This is a genomic window from Cedecea sp. AS113, from assembly GCF_037152415.1.
Classification (GTDB): Bacteria; Pseudomonadota; Gammaproteobacteria; order Enterobacterales; family Enterobacteriaceae; genus Cedecea.
This window is the reverse complement of sequence record NZ_JBBCMI010000006.1, coordinates 90,334-107,122: the sequence shown is the minus strand read 5'-3', so window position 1 is coordinate 107,122 and position 16,789 is coordinate 90,334. Positions and strand designations below refer to the sequence as shown.

Here is a 16,789-nt window from a genome sequence, read left to right as displayed (position 1 = left end):
GGTTACTCGTCTTTTGGCGACGCGTTTTCAACCCGACTTTTTAGCTTCTGACCAGGTCGGAAGGTCACCACACGGCGCGCCGTAATGGGAATATCTTCACCGGTCTTCGGGTTGCGCCCGGGACGTTGGTTTTTATCGCGTAAGTCAAAATTACCAAAGCCCGAGAGTTTAACCTGCTCACCGTTTTCCAGAGCGCGACGGATCTCTTCGAAAAACAGCTCTACCAGCTCTTTGGCATCTCGTTTGCTAAGCCCAAGCTTATCAAACAGATATTCTGACATTTCAGCTTTTGTAAGCGCCATACGTTCAATCCCTCAATGATGCCTGGAATCGCTCTTTTAATGCCTCTACACATTTTGCAACGGTAGCGGCCATCTCCTCTTCTTCGAGTGTACGGCCCGTATCCTGAAGGATAAGGCTTATGGCCAGGCTCTTGTAGCCATCGGCTACGCCCTTGCCACGGTACACGTCAAATAAGTTTACGCCAACTACCTGATTTGCGCCAACTTTCTTACACTCGGCCAAAACATCTGCTGCCGGGACGTTTTCAGCCACCACAACAGCGATATCGCGGCGGTTTGCCGGGAAGCGGGAAACGTCCTGCGCCTCAGGCACCACGCGGTCTGCGAGCTTGCTCCACAGCACCTCAAACACCACCGTGCGGCCGTTAAGGTCCAGCTTACGCTCCAGTTCCGGGTGAACAACACCAATGAAACCAATGCATTCACCTGCTAAATAAATGGCAGCACTTTGCCCAGGATGCAAGGCCGGATTTGCCTGCGCTCTGAATTCGATGTCTGAAAGTTTACCGGTCAGGGCCAGAACGGACTCCAGATCGCCTTTCAGATCATAGAAGTCAACGGTGTTGCGCGCCAGATCCCAGTGTTCTTCATAGCGGTTGCCGCAGATAGCCCCCGCCAGCATAAGATCCTGACGAATCCCAAGGTCTGCCTGAGTATCAGGCACAAAGCGCAGGCCGGACTCGAAAATACGCACGCGGCTTTGCTGGCGATTCTGGTTATAAACCACGGTTGTCAGCAGGCCACTCCACAGCGACAGGCGCATAGCGGACATGTCGGTAGAGATCGGATTAGGAAGAATCAGATTTTCTTCGCCAGGGTGCAAAAGCTGCTGAATTTTCGGGTCGACGAAGCTGTAGGTAATGACTTCCTGGTAACCTTTGTCCACCAGCATGGTTTTCACACGCTTCAGAGAAAGGTCGGCTTCGCGATGGGTGCCCATCACCAGACCTGCCCGTACAGGGCTGTTTGGAATACTGTTGTAGCCGTAAACGCGGGCCACTTCTTCCACCAGGTCTTCTTCAATTTCCATATCGAAACGCCAGCTCGGCGCCACGGCAGTCCACTGCGCCTGACCTTCGGTCACTTCGCAGCCCAGACGACGCAGAATGTCGCTAACCTGAGCATCTTCGATGTGGTGACCAATCAGACGGTCCAGTTTGCTGCGACGGAGCGTGATCGTAGCGCGCTTAGGCAGGTGCGCTTCGCTTGTGACATCGATAACCGGGCCAGCTTCACCGCCACAGATATCCACCAGCAGGCGAGTCGCTCGCGCCATCGCTTTATACTGCAGCGCAGGATCGACGCCGCGCTCATAGCGGTGGGAAGCATCGGTATGCAGACCATGGCGGCGCGCACGACCGGTGATAGACAGCGGGCTGAAGAAGGCACATTCCAGCAGTACGTTCTGGGTTTCGTCGTTTACGCCTGAATGCTCGCCGCCGAAGATACCGCCCATGGCCAGCGCTTTATTGTGATCGGCAATAACCAGGGTGTCGGCATTGAGCTTCGCTTCGCTGCCGTCCAGCAGGACCAGGGTTTCGCCCTCTTCCGCCATACGCACCACGATCCCGCCTTCAATACGGTTCAGGTCGAAGGCGTGCATCGGCTGACCAAGCTCCAGCAGCACATAGTTGGTCACGTCAACCACCGCATCAATGGAACGAATACCGCAGCGACGCAGCTTCTCTTTCATCCACAGCGGCGTGGGTGCCTTAACGTTGATGCCTTTCACAACGCGGCCCAGGTAACGTGGGCAAGCTTCTGCGGCGTCTACGCGAATAGGCAGCGTGTCATTGATAGTCGCAGCCACGGCGGTAATTTCTGGCTCAACCAGAGGCAGCTTGTTCACCACCGCCACGTCGCGAGCTACGCCGATAATACCGAGGCAGTCGGCACGGTTTGGCGTGACGCTGATTTCAATGGTGTTGTCGTCCAGCTTCAGGTATTCGCGGATGTCAGTGCCGATTGGCGCGTCCGCTGGCAGCTCGATAATGCCATTATGATCGTCGGAAATACCCAGCTCGGAGAAGGAGCACAGCATCCCTTCGGACGGCTCACCGCGCAGTTTGGCCGCTTTGATCTTGAAATCGCCCGGCAGCACGGCGCCAACAGTCGCCACGGCAACTTTAAGACCCTGACGGCAGTTTGGTGCGCCGCAGACGATATCCAGCAGGCGATCGCCACCGACGTTAATTTTTGTTACGCGCAGTTTGTCGGCGTTTGGATGCTGACCGCACTCGACCACTTCCCCGACCACAACGCCGTGAAAAGCCCCTGCTACGGCATCGACACCGTCAACTTCAAGCCCGGCCATAGTTATCTGGCTGGAAAGTTCGTCACTGCTGTTGGCTGGGTTTACCCATTCGCGTAACCAGAGTTCACTGAATTTCATTGGATATCCCGCCTTTATTTGAACTGTTTGAGGAAACGTAAATCATTTTCGAAGAATGCACGCAGATCGGTCACGCCGTAGCGCAGCATGGTCAGACGCTCCATGCCCATACCGAAGGCGAAGCCGGAGTAAACTTCCGGATCGATACCTACGTTACGCAGCACGTTCGGGTGCACCATGCCGCAGCCCAGTACTTCCAGCCACTTGCCGTTTTTACCCATCACGTCCACTTCAGCGGACGGCTCGGTGAACGGGAAGTAGGACGGGCGGAAGCGAATCTGCAGGTCTTCTTCAAAGAAGTTATTCAGGAAATCGTGCAGCGTTCCCTTCAGGTTGGTGAAGTTGATGTTGGTGTCAACGATCAGGCCTTCCATCTGGTGGAACATCGGGGTGTGGGTCTGATCGTAGTCGTTACGGTAGACGCGGCCCGGGGCAATAATACGAATTGGCGGCTGCTTGTCTTTCATGGTGCGGATCTGCACACCAGAAGTCTGGGTACGCAGCAGACGGGTCGCGTCAAACCAGAAAGTATCGTGGTCCGCGCGCGCCGGGTGGTGCCCTGGAATATTCAGCGCATCGAAGTTGTGGTAGTCATCTTCGATTTCAGGGCCAGTTGCTACGGTGAACCCCAGTTCGCCGAAGAAGCTTTCGATACGATCGATGGTGCGGGTTACCGGGTGCAGGCCACCGTTTTCAATCCGACGACCAGGCAGAGAAACGTCAATCGTTTCTGCAGCCAGACGTTCGTTCAGTGCGACACTTTCGAGTGCAGCTTTGCGGGCGTTCAGGGCTTCCTGAACCTGCTCTTTAGCTTCGTTAATCACCGCGCCCGCAGCCGGACGTTCTTCCGGTGGCAGTTCACGCAGGGTGGTCATTTGAAGGGTCAGATGCCCCTTCTTCCCCAAATATTCGACGCGTACATTATCTAACGCGGCAACATCCTGGGCATCGTTTATGGCTGCTTTGGCACTGGCAACCAGCTCTGCGAGATGTGGCATGGTATTCCTCTTATGCCGGCAAACTGCCGGGGTAGTTGGTCTGATTCGAAAACGAAACGCAAAAAAAAAGCCTCCGTACAGGAGGCTTTCGGCGCTGTTTTTCGTTTCTTTTCTTACGCGCAAAGCCCCCTGAATCAGGCGCTAAAGTAAAAAAAGAAGCGGAAAATAGCAGCATTCATGCTTGCAGTTACCTTGTTTTGACAAATTTCGCTTTGGCTATTGAACGAGCTACGGCGTTGAAAGTCAATAAATTGATTGTGTTATGCCCTAATAATTCGATTTGTAGTAAGGCGACAAGCTCGATTATCCCCGGGAGCTTACTTAAGTAAGTGACTGGGGTCAGCAAGTGCAGTTAACGCAGCTACAGATTGAAGTATGACGGGGATAAATTAAAAGAGGGAGCAAGCTCCCTCTTATAACTGGCTTATGCCAGAGCTGCTTTCGCTTTCTCAACCAGGGCAGTGAATGCCACTTTGTCGAATACGGCGATGTCAGCCAGGATCTTACGGTCGATTTCAACAGAGGCTTTTTTCAGGCCGTTGATGAATTTGCTGTAAGAGATACCGTTCTGACGAGCTGCAGCGTTGATACGTGCAATCCACAGCTGGCGGAACTGACGTTTACGTTGACGACGGTCGCGGTAAGCGTACTGACCAGCTTTGATAACAGCCTGGAAGGCAACGCGGTATACGCGAGAACGCGCACCGTAGTAGCCTTTAGCTTGTTTGAGGATTTTTTTGTGACGAGCACGTGCGATTACACCACGTTTTACGCGAGCCATTTAGCTCTCCTGTTTCTATTCTGAATTAATTAAAAAAAGTTTACTTATGCGTACGGCAGGCAAGCGACAACCAAGCCCAGATCCCCTTTGGAGACCATGCCTTTCGGACGCAGATGACGTTTACGTTTGGTAGACTTTTTAGTCAGAATGTGACGCAGGTTAGCGTGCTTACGCTTAAAACCGCCAGAAGCAGTCTTTTTGAAGCGCTTAGCGGCGCCGCGTACTGTTTTGATCTTTGGCATTTCAATTTCCACTTCGCATTGTTAATAAAACGAACCAGTAGGCGAACAAAACCCGCGAGGCCTAAGCCCCGCGGTCTGTTACTTGATGGCCTTACTGTTTCTTCTTCGGAGCAAGCACCATGATCATCTGGCGGCCTTCGATCTTCGTTGGGAAGGATTCGACCACTGCCAGTTCACTCAAATCGTCACGGACGCGGTTAAGCACTTCCATACCAATCTGTTGGTGTGCCATTTCACGCCCACGGAAACGCAGGGTGATTTTGGCTTTGTCTCCGTCTTCCAGAAAGCGAACCAGGCTGCGGAGTTTTACCTGATAGTCGCCATCATCGGTACCAGGTCGGAATTTAATTTCCTTAACCTGAATAACTTTTTGCTTCTTCTTCTGTTCCTTAGAAGATTTGCTTTTCTCGTAGAGGAACTTGCCGTAGTCCATGATGCGGCAAACAGGCGGCTCGGCGTTTGGACTGATTTCTACTAAATCAACCCCAGCCTCTTCGGCTTTTTCTAAAGCTTCATTCAGACTGACAATACCAATCTGCTCGCCATCAATACCGGTCAGACGAACCTCAGTGGCACGAATCTCTCTGTTAATGCGATTAGGACGCGCCGGTTGAACTCTTTTTCCGCCTTTAATACTTTATTCCTCCAGTTGATGAAGATTGCGGCTGCGAATTTCTTGCTGCAGCTTTTCAATCAATTCGTTGACGTCCATGCTCCCCAGGTCTTTGCCGCGGCGGGTACGAACGGCAACTTTGCCTGCTTCGACCTCTTTATCGCCACAAACCAGCATATAAGGGACACGACGTAACGTGTGTTCACGGATTTTAAAGCCTATCTTCTCATTTCTCAAGTCTGCTTTTACGCGAATGCCCGCATTTTGGAGTTTACGAGTCAATTCGTTAACGTATTCTGCCTGGCCGTCGGTGATATTCATCACCACCGCCTGCACCGGAGCAAGCCAGGTTGGGAAGAAACCAGCAAACTCTTCGGTCAGAATACCGATAAAGCGTTCCATTGAACCTAAAATGGCGCGGTGAATCATTACCGGCACCAAACGCTCGTTATTTTCGCCAATATAGGAGGCGTTCAAGCGGGTTGGCAGGGAGAAGTCAAGCTGAACGGTACCGCACTGCCAGGCACGATCCAGGCAGTCATACAGCGTGAACTCAATTTTCGGGCCGTAGAATGCACCTTCACCCGGCTGATAGTCAAACGGGATATTGTTTTCCTGCAATGCAACAGCCAGATCCGCTTCCGCGCGATCCCACATTTCGTCACTGCCGATGCGTTTTTCCGGACGGGTAGACAGTTTCACCACGATTTTCTCGAAACCGAAGGTGCTGTACATGTCGTAGACCATGCGGATACAGCTGTTTACTTCATCGCGAACCTGCTCTTCAGTACAGAAGATGTGGGCGTCGTCCTGAGTAAAGCCGCGAACACGCATCAGGCCATGCAGCGCGCCCGAAGGCTCATTGCGGTGGCAGCTACCAAATTCCGCCATACGCAGCGGCAGGTCGCGGTAGGACTTCAGGCCCTGGTTGAAGATCTGCACGTGGCCCGGGCAGTTCATCGGTTTGATGCAGTATTCACGGTTCTCGGAAGAGGTGGTGAACATCGCGTCTTTGTAGTTGTCCCAGTGGCCCGTTTTTTCCCACAGAACGCGGTCCATCATGAACGGACCTTTCACTTCCTGGTACTGGTACTCTTTCAGCTTGGAACGGACGAACACTTCCAGCTCGCGGAAAATCGTCCAGCCGTCGTTATGCCAGAACACCATACCCGGCGCTTCTTCCTGCATATGGTACAGGTCAAGCTGCTTGCCGATTTTGCGGTGATCGCGCTTGGATGCTTCTTCCAGACGCTGCAGATAAGCATTCAGCTGCTTTTTGTCCGCCCAGGCAGTGCCGTAGATACGCTGCAGCATCTTGTTGTTGCTGTCACCGCGCCAGTATGCGCCGGAGGTTTTCTGCAGCTTGAAGTGATGGCAGAAACGCATGTTTGGCACATGTGGCCCGCGGCACATATCCACGTATTCTTCATGATGATACAAACCTGGTTTGTCATCATGGCTGATATTTTCATCAAGAATGGCAACTTTGTAGTTTTCGCCGCGGTTGACGAAAGTCTCACGCGCTTCCTGCCAGCTCACCTTTTTCTTGATAACGTCGTAATCTTTCTCGGCCAGCTCGTGCATACGCTTCTCGAGCAGCTCAAGATCTTCCTGCGTCAGGGTGTGGTCCAGATCAACGTCGTAGTAGAAACCGTTGTCGATAACCGGGCCGATCGCCATTTTAGTGTGCGGCCACAGCTGCTTGATGGCATGACCGAGCAGGTGAGCACAAGAGTGGCGAAGAATTTCCAGACCCGCTTCGTCTTTAGCGGTGATAATGGCGAGCTTCGCGTCGTTTTCGATAATATCGGAAGCATCAACCAGTTCACCGTCTACGCGGCCAGCGATACACGCTTTGGCAAGACCTGGACCGATGTCCAGCGCAACGTCCATTGGGCTAACGGGTTTGTCGTAATGGCGTTGGCTGCCATCAGGAAGAGTAATAACAGGCATGTTAAGTCCTTATCTGCAGTGGTGACCCACACGAAAGATCACATACAGTAGAGAAATTGGATTTAGAACAACTCGTTGCGTAACCATTTGACCAACAATCGCCGAATTGGTACGCAGTCTGGTGTACAAATGAAAATGGCATCACTGCCATCTCACCTGAATCGCAGATGGTAACACTAACAGGAAGGGGAATACATCCCTTGTTGCCGTGAACGAGCTTGATAAATAAGGCCGTCGCCCACCCTTTTCAATGCGCGTTATGCCGCTTTGTCTTTCTCTTCCACCAGCACCAGCGGGCATTTTTTTACCTTACAAGCCTGGGAGTAAGCCAGGTCGCACACCGCACAAAGGTCTCTCAGTTCCGACTCATATTCGTATTCCATAAAATAGCGAAAAGTCCCACCGCCGGACTCAGTGCGCCAGAATCGCTGCGGCTCCAGAATTTCATCAAGCTGCCTGAAGGTCAGGGCTGAAGGGTTATGAAACCCCACTCGTACGCGATAGATAGTCATGCACGATTATTCTCAGGGCGCGATGCGTTTTGCCAGGTGGTTTTGGTTCTCAAAAGGATAGGAAAAAACGAAGAGTGGGCGCACGAGGAAAAAACAAAGCCGGATATTGTCCGGCTTCTTAATCTTACATTTTATACCCGAGCGTAATTTGCGTACGTCTGTCGGTATGGTTTGGTGCAGTAGACGGCGGATCGGAGTTCCAGGTCACGTTATAGCCTACTTTCAGGCCAAAGTGCTCACTGATAGCCACATCCAGCGCCGTTTCGGAGTTCACCGTGGTGTCGTCACTGCCCAGCACGGACACGCCCTGAATAAACTTAGCGTTGTCGGTCAGCTGCCAGTTGTAAGTCGCAGACGCATAGCCCAACGCCTGAGTCTCGTTTTTACCATCGGTAAATTCGTCATAACGCACACCTGGACCGAATTCCACACGCAGACTGTGAACTGGACCGTTCAGCAACTGGCGACCATAACCCGCAGTGAAGACATCGCGCGCATGGTAGCCGTTGTATCGGTCAGTCAACCAGCTGGCCTGACCAAAGAGATAGTCATAGTCAGTCATGTTGTAACGACCACGCCCACCCGCTGAGTATTTCTCGGAAGAGCGTACATCGTTGGAAGAGGTGTTGCTGGCGGTACCCCAAATTGACCAGGCGGTAGCCGTATTGTACCAGGTCATATTGGTGTTTGCAGTCAAGTTGGAACTTTTGGTATTGCCTGCCTGCGCAAGATAGCCTGCATTCAGATTACCTTCGAAGGGTTTCTTCGCGGTAGTCGGGTCATCCATGACAGTAAATACTGAGTCATCTGCCACTGCGAAATGGCTAAAGAACGCTCCACCGGTGAGTAAAAGCGCAACCGGCACTGTCTTTAAAAGCTTCATTTATTAATCCGTACAACACAAAAAAGAAACCATTAAGGTTCCGGAATCTTTCCTCGGGATCAAATCGAAGCCGCCCCGGAAAGGTTACAAATTATAAAAACTCCGCAATAACATAGCAATGGATTCTTGTTTCATTTTTTGTATAAGAGAGCTCTTAAAATATCTTTATTTTCATAAGGATACGAAGGTTATGGTTTTTGGATAATCATTCGATAAATCATGATTTTAATTAACATTTCACTTCCCGCTTCGGTGCTACGCTTTAGGACAATGGCTAAAAAAGGAGGAGACATGACCGCTATTTTTACACTCACCCTCGCCCCTTCCCTCGACAGCGCCACCGTCACGGCGCAAATCTATCCTGAAGGGAAACTTCGCTGCACCTCGCCCATCTTTGAACCCGGCGGCGGCGGTATAAACGTTGCCCGTGCCATTGTCCATTTGGGGGGACACGCCACGGCGATATTTCCGGTCGGCGGCGCGACTGGCCAGCACCTTCGCGATCTGCTGCTTGAAGAGCATGTCACCGTGGACACCGTGGAAGCGAAAGACTGGACTCGCCAGAACCTGCACGTACATACCGAATCTACCGGCGAACAATATCGATTCGTTATGCCTGGAGCCGCCCTGACGGAGGATGAATTCCTGCACCTGGAACAAAAAGCCCTTGCCCTTCATTCCGGCGATATTCTGGCGATCAGCGGGAGCCTGCCGCCGGGCGTTGATCTCAAAAAGCTCTGCCGCCTGGTAAAAATGGCTCAGGAGAAAGGCATACGCTGCATCGTGGACAGCTCAGGAGAGGCACTGAAAGCCACACTCGCGTTAGGCAACATCGAACTGGTGAAGCCAAACCAAAAAGAGCTGAGCGCCTTAGTTCAGCGCGAACTTACGCAGCCGGACGATGTGCGAGCCGCCGCGCAGCACCTTGTCGACAGCGGCCAGGCAAAACGCGTCGTGGTTTCTCTGGGAGCCCAGGGAGCCCTGGCGGTTGATACACAAGAGTGTGTGCACGTTGTGCCACCGCCGGTCAAAAGCCAAAGCACCGTCGGCGCCGGAGACAGCATGGTTGGCGCCATGACGCTCAAGCTTGCGGAAAACGCGCCTCTGCTGGATATCGTTCGCTATGGCGTGGCTGCCGGCAGTGCCGCTACGCTGAACAAAGGCACCCGCCTCTGCTCGCTGGAAAATACGCAGAAGATCTACGCCTGGCTACGAGGCTAACGTTTCGTTGCAGAATAAACGGGCTGCCGCCGAGCGAGAATATCGCCATTCCGGCAGCATGAACTATGCTAAAACCTTCAGGATAACAACGGGGTGACTATGAGCGAAGTTGAACGCTATCTGATAACGGTGCAATTTGAAGAGCAAAGCCTGGCCGACATCAACGAGCTGAACAACCAGCTCACGCGCGGCGGTTTTACCCTCACGCTCACCGATGATCAAGGCAAAATTCACGAACTTGGCCCGGGCAGCTTCGGGCTAATCAGTCCGCTTGATGAACAAGAAGTTGCAGCGTTGGCCAGAGGGCTGGGAAGCGTAGCGCTTGGCACGGAGCCTGACGTCGTCGTTACCCGCTGGGAAGCCTGGCAGAAACAAAAGTAAGTACTGGCCGGGGTTGTGCGTCAGCGCGTGTTTTTGCCCGGCAAACGGCGATAAGCTATTGATTGCAGTGTCTACCAGCCAACCTGGGGAGAAAAGTCATGTGGCAAGCCATCCGTCATTTGTTAAGCGAGCAGTTAGGCGAAGCAGAGATTGAACAGCGCACTGAGCTACCCGGCGGCGAAATTCACGCGGCATGGCATATTCGTTATGCGGGCCACGAGATTTTCGTCAAGTGTGACGAACGCGAAATGCTGCCCATCTTCACGGCAGAAGCCGATCAGCTAGAGCTCCTGTCGCGCAGTAAGACCGTCAGAGTACCCAAGGTCTGGGCGCTCGGCAGCGACAGAGATTACAGCTTCTTGCTGCTGGAGTATCTGCCTTCTAAACCCCTCGATGCCCATAACGCGTTTCTCCTCGGTCAGCAGTTGGCCCGGCTTCATCAATGGAGCGACCAGCCGCAGTTCGGTCTGGACTTCGACAACGATCTCTCCACCACCCCGCAGCCCAACGCCTGGCAGCGACGCTGGTCGACCTTCTTTGCCGAGCAGCGCATTGGCTGGCAGTTGGAAATGGCGGCGGAAAAAGGCATCGACTATGGCGATATTGATTTGATCGTTGATTTTGTCCAGCAGGCGCTGGCCTCGCATCAGCCTCAGCCTTCCCTGTTGCATGGCGATCTCTGGTCGGGCAACTGCGCCCTCGGGCCTGACGGGCCCTTTATTTACGACCCCGCCTGCTATTGGGGTGACCGGGAATGCGACCTGGCCATGCTGCCGCTGCACAACGACCAGCCGCCGCAAATTTACGACGGCTATCAGTCCGTCTCTCCTCTTCCGGCGGGCTTCCTCGACCGCCAACCCATTTACCAACTTTATACCCTGCTTAACCGGGCGATTCTGTTCGGCGGGCAGCACCTGGTGACGGCGCAAAAAGCGCTGGAGAAAGTATTAGTGGCGTAAAAAGCAGGCCGCGCCTGAACGGCGTGGCCCGTTATTTTATAAAAAGCCGAGCAGCTTGAAGAAGAAATAGCCCACCACGATGACAATCACCGGCAGGACATAAAGCGGAAAAATCTGCAGTAAGATCGTGTGATGTGGCACAACCACTTTTGCATCGAGCTGCGCTTTGCTGAGTCCCTCCGGCCCTTTGGCCTGTTCAAGAATCAGCTGATCCTGCACGCCCTCGCGCAGGAATTTTGCCTGACGGCTCATGCGGGCCCCGGAGTCCTGCAGCGCCAGACCGATAAAAATCAGCGCAAATATTAGCCAGAAGAAGACGTTCACCTGGCCGTTAAAATCCGGCAGCGGCGAGTTGTACCAGAAGAGATTCAGGAACGGCGTATTGAACCGCATCATCTCAATCATCACGTGGGCGAAATCCATCATTACGGCGTCAATGCCCGGCTGTTTTTCGCTGTGCTGATACATAAATTTCAGGATGGAAATTACCGTCGACAGAAGCGCCGGGATAAAAATAATCCAGCCCGCCACGCGCTTTAAAATCGCAATGCGTCCAGCTTGTTGATACGTCATGTACTCCCCTTTATTAGGACGTAACGTTATACGCTCAAAGTCTACCCTGTGTGGCGCTATTTCGCCTGAGCTTTGCGGGCTAAATTCGCAAAAGCGGTAGCTTCGAGCTTTGTTTCCGGCTAAAGATACACAAACATTTTATTTTGACGAACAGAAAGGAGTCATTTTATGGCCGAAACGCGCCAAATCCTCGCAGCAATTTTTGATATGGATGGGCTGCTGATAGATTCCGAACCGCTTTGGGATCGTGCGGAGCTGGACGTGCTGGAGAGCATCGGCGTCGATATTACGCGTCGTCACGAACTGCCCGACACGCTGGGATTACGCATCGACCTGGTGGTTGAACTTTGGTATTCACGCCAGCCGTGGACCGGACCATCCCGTGAGGAAGTGACCGCGCGCGTTATCGAACGTGCTATTGCGTTGGTTGAGGAACAGCGCCCGCTGCTGCCTGGCGTTATTGAAGCGGTGAAGCTTTGCAAAACGCTGGGCCTGAAGGTTGGTCTGGCCTCTGCGTCTCCGCTGCACATGCTGGAAAAGGTGCTTGAAATGTTCGACCTGCGCCAGGACTTCGACGCTATTGCCTCCGCTGAACATCTGCCTTACAGCAAGCCGCATCCACAAGTGTATCTCGATGCGGCCGCGAAGCTGGGGATCGATCCGCTCTCCTGCGTGACGCTCGAAGACTCCGTCAACGGTATGATCGCTACTAAAGCGGCGAGGATGCGCTCCATTGTGGTGCCTGCCGAGGAGAACTTTGCGGACCCACGCTGGTGCCTGGCGGACGTCAAACTTCCTTCTCTGGTTCAGCTAACGGAAACAAGCTTGAAAGGCTAAACCTGTCGGGCGGCTCAGGCCGCCCATCTTCCTGACAAAATGTTACACCGTCACCTCTTCCGAATACTGTACAAAAACCCTATACTGGATGAATCGACAGTTTCTTCATTCAGGTTGTATCATGACGGCGGAAGGCCACCTGCTCTTTTCTATTGCCTGCGCAGTTTTTGCCAAAAACGCCGAACTGACGCCCGTCCTCGCCCAGGGTGACTGGTGGCATATTGTGCCGTCCGCGATTCTGACCTGCCTGTTGCCGGATATTGACCACCCAAAATCCTTTCTGGGCCAGCGGCTAAGCTGGATCTCAAAACCGGTGGCGCGAATGTGCGGCCACCGGGGGTTTACCCATAGCCTGTTTGTGGTGTTCGCCGGGCTGGCACTGTTTTACCTCAAGGTACCGGAAAGCTGGGTCATTCCGGCCGATGCGCTGCAGGGTATGGTGCTGGGTTACCTCAGCCATATCCTTGCCGACATGCTAACGCCTGCCGGGGTGCCGCTATTGTGGCCGTGCCGCTGGCGTTTCCGTTTCCCCATCGTTCGCCCGCAAAAAGGCAATCAGCTTGAGCGCGCCCTGTGCATGGCGCTGTTTGGTTTTGCGGTTTGGATGCCCCAGGGCCTGCCCGAAAACGGTGCAGTACGCTGGTCTTCGCAGATGATAAATTCGCTGCAAACCACCTTTAATAGCTTTATAACTCACCAGTCTGAGCGTTAAACAGCCAATATCATTCATTTGGTAATAATCAATTCCTTTTGAATATAAGCCAACGCCCTGCCATCTGTTACGCTTTGCAACATAACGGTCGCCCCTGCGCGGCCGCGTGACAATAAATCAGGAGATACGGGGATGAATTTTCCACTGGTAGCGAACATTGTGGTGTTCGTTGTATTGCTATTGCTGCTGGCGCAAACTCGCCACAAGCAATGGAGCCTTGCCAAAAAAGTGCTGGCAGGTCTGGTACTGGGCGTGATCTTTGGCCTGGCGCTGCACACCATTTATGGTTCCGACAGCGCGGTGCTGAAAGATTCCATTCAGTGGTTTAATGTTGTCGGTAACGGCTATGTGCAGCTGCTGCAGATGATTGTTATGCCGCTGGTCTTCGCCTCAATTCTGAGTGCCGTCGCCAAACTGCATAATGCATCTTCGCTGGGGAAAATCAGCGTTCTGTCTATCGGTACACTGCTGTTTACCACGCTGATTGCCGCGCTGGTCGGGGTGCTGGTCACCAATCTGTTTGGCCTGACCGCTGAAGGCCTGGTGCAGGGCAATGCAGAAAACGCTCGTCTGGCGGCGATTCAATCCAACTACATTGGTAAAGTGGCTGACCTGACCGTCCCGCAGCTGATTCTCTCCTTCGTGCCGAAAAACCCGTTTGCTGACCTGACCGGTGCCAGCCCGACGTCTATCATCAGCGTGGTGATTTTTGCCGCCTTCCTGGGCGTCGCAGCGCTGAAGCTGCTGAAAGATGATGCCCCTAAAGGTGAGCGCGTACTGGTGGCTATCGACACCCTGCAAAGCTGGGTCATGAAGCTGGTTCGCCTGGTCATGCAGCTGACGCCATACGGCGTGCTGGCGCTGATGACCAAAGTAGTGGCGGGCTCAAACCTGCAGGACATCATCAAGCTGGGCAGCTTCGTGGTGGCGTCTTACCTTGGCCTGGCAATTATGTTTGGCGTTCACGCCGTTCTGCTGGCTTTCAACGGCGTTAGCCCGGTGAAATACTTTCGCAAAGTCTGGCCGGTGCTGACCTTCGCGTTCACCAGCCGCTCCAGCGCAGCGAGTATTCCACTGAACGTGGAAGCGCAAACCCGCCGTCTTGGCGTGCCAGAATCTATCGCCAGCTTCTCTGCCTCCTTCGGTGCAACCATCGGCCAGAACGGCTGTGCAGGTCTCTACCCGGCAATGCTTGCCGTGATGGTGGCTCCGACCGTAGGGATTAACCCGCTGGATCCTGTCTGGATTGCGACGCTGGTAGGGATTGTGACCGTTAGCTCCGCAGGCGTAGCCGGCGTGGGCGGTGGTGCAACCTTCGCTGCGCTGATTGTGCTGCCCGCGATGGGGCTGCCGGTCACGCTGGTCGCGCTGCTGATTTCCGTTGAACCGCTGATTGATATGGGCCGTACCGCCCTGAACGTTAGCGGGTCGATGACCGCCGGGACCATTACCAGCCAGTTGATGAAGCAGACCGACAAAGAGATTCTGAACAGCGACGATGAAGTGGAATTAGCCCACCGTTAATCTGAACTGAAAAACAAAAAGGCCGCTATCACTAGCGGCCTTTTTTTATACTTCGTTTTCCTGCCGAACCTGTTTCGCCCAGCGCTGTGCCGACTCGGGCAAAGTAAACGGCGGCGACTGGCGGAAGGCATCACCCAGTAAAACAAACGCTACATACTGCCCGCGCAGCAGATAGACATCTTTGAACCCGTCTACTCGCCACGCATGAGAAGGCGGAGCTGGCTCCACGCGGGGCGTGTAGGTAATGATTGGGCGTGTATTCGGTTGGCGCAGTGGTTTCATAGGCAACGGGATTGGAACTGAATTAGTGAACAACCTCACCATGATAGCGGATCTCACCCTTCCTCGTCGCCCCCTCTTCTCTGTCTCCGCCCGTAAGGCAAAAAAAAGCCCGGCGCAGAGACTGCAGCCGGGTCCTTTACGGCGTGCTAGCTTAGGCTTTAGGTGCCTGCGGATCGGTGTCGTATTCAGCGCAGGTCTGGTAGCCCGAATTCATCACGCGACCGGTGTCATCCAGCGCGACAAAGTAGGTTTCAGCTTTACCGTTACGCTGGCCCAGAATATAGGTCTGGCAGGTCCCTTTGGCGTGGATCATGGTGATTTCGGAAGACGGTTTACCCGCAATCTGCTGAACCTGGGCACGAGTCATGCCTTTTTTCACATCTTTCACCACCGGCTCAGTCACCAGATCTTTGGTGCGATCGTAAGCGGTACACCCTGCCAGCATAGTCATTACCGCTGCCGCGCCTAAAAATCCTGCAAATTTATTATTCATAATTATCCTCATCAATGAATGTATTGATCCTGCGTGTTAGATAAGCCTGGAATATAAAAGAACATTTTTCAACTCGTTACCCTTAATGCGTGAAAATTCGGACAATAAGAGTATTCATAAGGATCCTGTCTGGTTTGCAGAAAAACTCGCCGTCTGCAGGCCGGGTAAGCCTTTGAGCCTTGTCGTTTTCAGCGCAACAGGGTAAGTTTTAGGACAGTTAAATTTTGCGGCCTGCGCGTTGCGGGTACAGCTTATTGGAGGGGTTAAATGGCTCTGCAACAAGAGATTATTCAGGCACTGGGCGTCAAGCCACAGATCGACGCCAGCGAAGAGATCCGCGTCAGCGTTGATTTTCTGAAAACGTACCTTAAAACCTACCCGTTTATTAAATCTCTGGTGCTGGGGATAAGCGGCGGCCAGGACTCCACTCTGGCGGGCAAACTCTGCCAGCTAGCTATCAGCGAACTGCGTGAAGAAAGCGGCGACGACAGCTATCAGTTTATCGCCGTGCGCTTGCCGTTTGGCGTACAGGCCGACGAGCAGGATTGCCAAGATGCCATTGCGTTTATCCAGCCGGATCGCGTGTTAACGGTGAACATCAAGGGCGCCGTGCTTGCCAGCGAGCAGGCTCTGCGCGAAGCGGGAATCGAGCTGAGCGATTTTGTTCGTGGCAATGAAAAAGCCCGCGAGCGCATGAAAGCGCAGTACAGCATCGCCGGGATGACCAAAGGCGTCGTCGTGGGGACTGACCATGCCGCGGAAGCCGTAACCGGATTCTTCACCAAGTATGGCGACGGCGGCACCGACATTAATCCTCTTTTCCGCCTCAACAAACGCCAGGGCAAACTGCTGCTGAAAACGCTCGGCTGCCCGGAACATTTGTACCTGAAGGCCCCGACAGCCGATCTCGAAGACGATCGCCCTTCTCTGCCGGATGAAGCGGCCCTCGGCGTAACCTACGTGCAAATTGACGATTATCTGGAAGGCAAAACCGTACCGGCTGAAACCGCAAAAATCATCGAAGGCTGGTATCTGAAAACGGAACACAAACGCCGTCCGCCGATTACCGTGTTTGATGATTTCTGGAAAAAATAGTCAGAAACAACTTTGCATTAGCATTTTTCAGGGCGG

General features: G+C 53.4%; 20 protein-coding genes and 1 other annotated feature. Of the genes, 7 read left to right on the top strand and 13 right to left on the bottom strand.

Annotation, left to right across the window (positions count from 1 at the left end):
• Positions 1 to 2: 2 nt before the first annotated feature.
• From ihfA to WFN87_RS09130, 10 genes are all read right to left on the bottom strand, one after another.
• Positions 3 to 302 (bottom strand): integration host factor subunit alpha, encoded by a 300-nt coding sequence (ihfA, locus tag WFN87_RS09175; protein WP_001229265.1) that lies wholly within the window; start codon positions 300 to 302, stop codon positions 3 to 5.
• A gap of 4 nt (positions 303 to 306) precedes the next feature.
• The gene (gene pheT / locus WFN87_RS09170; protein WP_336982578.1) at positions 307 to 2,694 is read right to left on the bottom strand and encodes a phenylalanine--tRNA ligase subunit beta; all 2,388 of its coding nucleotides are present in this window, start codon (positions 2,692 to 2,694) and stop codon (positions 307 to 309) included.
• 14 nt (positions 2,695 to 2,708) lie between these two features.
• Positions 2,709 to 3,692: a phenylalanine--tRNA ligase subunit alpha gene (gene pheS / locus WFN87_RS09165; protein WP_336982576.1), complete on the bottom strand. Its 984-nt coding sequence runs from the start codon at positions 3,690 to 3,692 to the stop codon at positions 2,709 to 2,711.
• A 60-nt stretch (positions 3,693 to 3,752) separates the two neighbouring features.
• Positions 3,753 to 3,876: a sequence feature (Phe leader region), on the bottom strand.
• Positions 3,827 to 3,871 (bottom strand): pheST operon leader peptide PheM, encoded by a 45-nt coding sequence (pheM, locus tag WFN87_RS09160; protein WP_106120997.1) that lies wholly within the window; start codon positions 3,869 to 3,871, stop codon positions 3,827 to 3,829. It overlaps the preceding feature by 45 nt.
• Positions 3,877 to 4,116: 240 nt before the next feature.
• Positions 4,117 to 4,473: a 50S ribosomal protein L20 gene (gene rplT, locus WFN87_RS09155; protein ID WP_000124850.1), complete on the bottom strand. Its 357-nt coding sequence runs from the start codon at positions 4,471 to 4,473 to the stop codon at positions 4,117 to 4,119.
• Positions 4,474 to 4,517: 44 nt separating this feature from the next.
• On the bottom strand, positions 4,518 to 4,715 hold the full coding sequence (rpmI, locus tag WFN87_RS09150; protein ID WP_006118955.1) for a 50S ribosomal protein L35: 198 nt from the start codon (positions 4,713 to 4,715) through the stop codon (positions 4,518 to 4,520).
• A 91-nt stretch (positions 4,716 to 4,806) separates the two neighbouring features.
• Complete coding sequence (gene infC, locus WFN87_RS09145) at positions 4,807 to 5,349, bottom strand: translation initiation factor IF-3 (protein ID WP_071530481.1); 543 nt, start codon at positions 5,347 to 5,349, stop codon at positions 4,807 to 4,809.
• Positions 5,350 to 5,352: 3 nt separating this feature from the next.
• Entirely contained in the window at positions 5,353 to 7,281 is a 1,929-nt protein-coding gene (gene thrS, locus WFN87_RS09140) for a threonine--tRNA ligase (RefSeq protein ID WP_008456585.1), read from the bottom strand.
• Between the two features lie 257 nt (positions 7,282 to 7,538).
• Positions 7,539 to 7,793, bottom strand: coding sequence for a hypothetical protein (locus WFN87_RS09135; RefSeq protein WP_008456587.1), 255 nt, complete (start codon positions 7,791 to 7,793; stop codon positions 7,539 to 7,541).
• A gap of 124 nt (positions 7,794 to 7,917) precedes the next feature.
• Positions 7,918 to 8,676 (bottom strand): DUF481 domain-containing protein, encoded by a 759-nt coding sequence (locus WFN87_RS09130; protein WP_008456590.1) that lies wholly within the window; start codon positions 8,674 to 8,676, stop codon positions 7,918 to 7,920.
• A 291-nt stretch (positions 8,677 to 8,967) separates the two neighbouring features.
• On the opposite strand from WFN87_RS09130, the gene pfkB reads away from it, so the two are divergent.
• The 3 genes from pfkB to WFN87_RS09115 all read left to right on the top strand — a co-directional run bounded on the left by pfkB (position 8,968) and on the right by WFN87_RS09115 (position 11,237).
• Complete coding sequence (gene pfkB, locus WFN87_RS09125) at positions 8,968 to 9,897, top strand: 6-phosphofructokinase II (RefSeq protein WP_336982563.1); 930 nt, start codon at positions 8,968 to 8,970, stop codon at positions 9,895 to 9,897.
• Positions 9,898 to 9,996: 99 nt separating this feature from the next.
• Entirely contained in the window at positions 9,997 to 10,278 is a 282-nt protein-coding gene (ghoS, locus tag WFN87_RS09120; protein WP_008456593.1) for a type V toxin-antitoxin system endoribonuclease antitoxin GhoS, read from the top strand.
• Positions 10,279 to 10,376: 98 nt separating this feature from the next.
• Positions 10,377 to 11,237 (top strand): fructosamine kinase family protein, encoded by an 861-nt coding sequence (locus WFN87_RS09115; RefSeq protein ID WP_336982560.1) that lies wholly within the window; start codon positions 10,377 to 10,379, stop codon positions 11,235 to 11,237.
• 36 nt (positions 11,238 to 11,273) lie between these two features.
• Here WFN87_RS09115 and WFN87_RS09110 read toward each other — a convergent pair whose 3' ends face one another.
• Positions 11,274 to 11,810: a YniB family protein gene (locus tag WFN87_RS09110; protein ID WP_166874878.1), complete on the bottom strand. Its 537-nt coding sequence runs from the start codon at positions 11,808 to 11,810 to the stop codon at positions 11,274 to 11,276.
• A gap of 168 nt (positions 11,811 to 11,978) precedes the next feature.
• Here WFN87_RS09110 and hxpB point away from each other — a divergent pair, with 168 nt between their 5' ends.
• The 3 genes from hxpB (at position 11,979) to WFN87_RS09095 (ending at position 14,883) form a co-directional block, all read left to right on the top strand.
• Positions 11,979 to 12,647, top strand: coding sequence for a hexitol phosphatase HxpB (hxpB, locus tag WFN87_RS09105; RefSeq protein ID WP_008456600.1), 669 nt, complete (start codon positions 11,979 to 11,981; stop codon positions 12,645 to 12,647).
• Positions 12,648 to 12,768: 121 nt separating this feature from the next.
• The gene (locus WFN87_RS09100; protein ID WP_008456602.1) at positions 12,769 to 13,359 is read left to right on the top strand and encodes a metal-dependent hydrolase; all 591 of its coding nucleotides are present in this window, start codon (positions 12,769 to 12,771) and stop codon (positions 13,357 to 13,359) included.
• Positions 13,360 to 13,491: 132 nt separating this feature from the next.
• On the top strand, positions 13,492 to 14,883 hold the full coding sequence (locus tag WFN87_RS09095) for an L-cystine transporter (protein WP_336982557.1): 1,392 nt from the start codon (positions 13,492 to 13,494) through the stop codon (positions 14,881 to 14,883).
• A gap of 45 nt (positions 14,884 to 14,928) precedes the next feature.
• Here the strand turns inward: WFN87_RS09095 and cedA are convergent, their stop codons facing one another.
• Together cedA and osmE are read right to left on the bottom strand one after the other, a co-directional pair.
• The gene (gene cedA, locus WFN87_RS09090) at positions 14,929 to 15,165 is read right to left on the bottom strand and encodes a cell division activator CedA (RefSeq protein WP_008456606.1); all 237 of its coding nucleotides are present in this window, start codon (positions 15,163 to 15,165) and stop codon (positions 14,929 to 14,931) included.
• A gap of 151 nt (positions 15,166 to 15,316) precedes the next feature.
• Entirely contained in the window at positions 15,317 to 15,658 is a 342-nt protein-coding gene (gene osmE / locus WFN87_RS09085) for an osmotically-inducible lipoprotein OsmE (protein ID WP_008456607.1), read from the bottom strand.
• Between the two features lie 267 nt (positions 15,659 to 15,925).
• Between osmE and nadE the strand changes: the two genes are divergently transcribed.
• Positions 15,926 to 16,753: an ammonia-dependent NAD(+) synthetase gene (gene nadE / locus WFN87_RS09080; RefSeq protein ID WP_008456608.1), complete on the top strand. Its 828-nt coding sequence runs from the start codon at positions 15,926 to 15,928 to the stop codon at positions 16,751 to 16,753.
• Positions 16,754 to 16,789: the final 36 nt, after the last annotated feature.

What these genes read in the sequence shown, in the direction of transcription:
- ihfA (WP_001229265.1), bottom strand. Translation starts at nt 302, where the DNA reads ATGGCGCTTACAAAAGCTGAAATGTCAGAATATCTGTTTGATAAGCTT.
- pheT (WP_336982578.1), bottom strand. Translation starts at nt 2,694, where the DNA reads ATGAAATTCAGTGAACTCTGGTTACGCGAATGGGTAAACCCAGCCAAC.
- pheS (WP_336982576.1), bottom strand. Translation starts at nt 3,692, where the DNA reads ATGCCACATCTCGCAGAGCTGGTTGCCAGTGCCAAAGCAGCCATAAAC.
- rplT (WP_000124850.1), bottom strand. Translation starts at nt 4,473, where the DNA reads ATGGCTCGCGTAAAACGTGGTGTAATCGCACGTGCTCGTCACAAAAAA.
- rpmI (WP_006118955.1), bottom strand. Translation starts at nt 4,715, where the DNA reads ATGCCAAAGATCAAAACAGTACGCGGCGCCGCTAAGCGCTTCAAAAAG.
- thrS (WP_008456585.1), bottom strand. Translation starts at nt 7,281, where the DNA reads ATGCCTGTTATTACTCTTCCTGATGGCAGCCAACGCCATTACGACAAA.
- WFN87_RS09135 (WP_008456587.1), bottom strand. Translation starts at nt 7,793, where the DNA reads ATGACTATCTATCGCGTACGAGTGGGGTTTCATAACCCTTCAGCCCTG.
- WFN87_RS09130 (WP_008456590.1), bottom strand. Translation starts at nt 8,676, where the DNA reads ATGAAGCTTTTAAAGACAGTGCCGGTTGCGCTTTTACTCACCGGTGGA.
- pfkB (WP_336982563.1), top strand. Translation starts at nt 8,968, where the DNA reads ATGACCGCTATTTTTACACTCACCCTCGCCCCTTCCCTCGACAGCGCC.
- ghoS (WP_008456593.1), top strand. Translation starts at nt 9,997, where the DNA reads ATGAGCGAAGTTGAACGCTATCTGATAACGGTGCAATTTGAAGAGCAA.
- WFN87_RS09115 (WP_336982560.1), top strand. Translation starts at nt 10,377, where the DNA reads ATGTGGCAAGCCATCCGTCATTTGTTAAGCGAGCAGTTAGGCGAAGCA.
- WFN87_RS09110 (WP_166874878.1), bottom strand. Translation starts at nt 11,810, where the DNA reads ATGACGTATCAACAAGCTGGACGCATTGCGATTTTAAAGCGCGTGGCG.
- hxpB (WP_008456600.1), top strand. Translation starts at nt 11,979, where the DNA reads ATGGCCGAAACGCGCCAAATCCTCGCAGCAATTTTTGATATGGATGGG.
- WFN87_RS09100 (WP_008456602.1), top strand. Translation starts at nt 12,769, where the DNA reads ATGACGGCGGAAGGCCACCTGCTCTTTTCTATTGCCTGCGCAGTTTTT.
- WFN87_RS09095 (WP_336982557.1), top strand. Translation starts at nt 13,492, where the DNA reads ATGAATTTTCCACTGGTAGCGAACATTGTGGTGTTCGTTGTATTGCTA.
- cedA (WP_008456606.1), bottom strand. Translation starts at nt 15,165, where the DNA reads ATGAAACCACTGCGCCAACCGAATACACGCCCAATCATTACCTACACG.
- osmE (WP_008456607.1), bottom strand. Translation starts at nt 15,658, where the DNA reads ATGAATAATAAATTTGCAGGATTTTTAGGCGCGGCAGCGGTAATGACT.
- nadE (WP_008456608.1), top strand. Translation starts at nt 15,926, where the DNA reads ATGGCTCTGCAACAAGAGATTATTCAGGCACTGGGCGTCAAGCCACAG.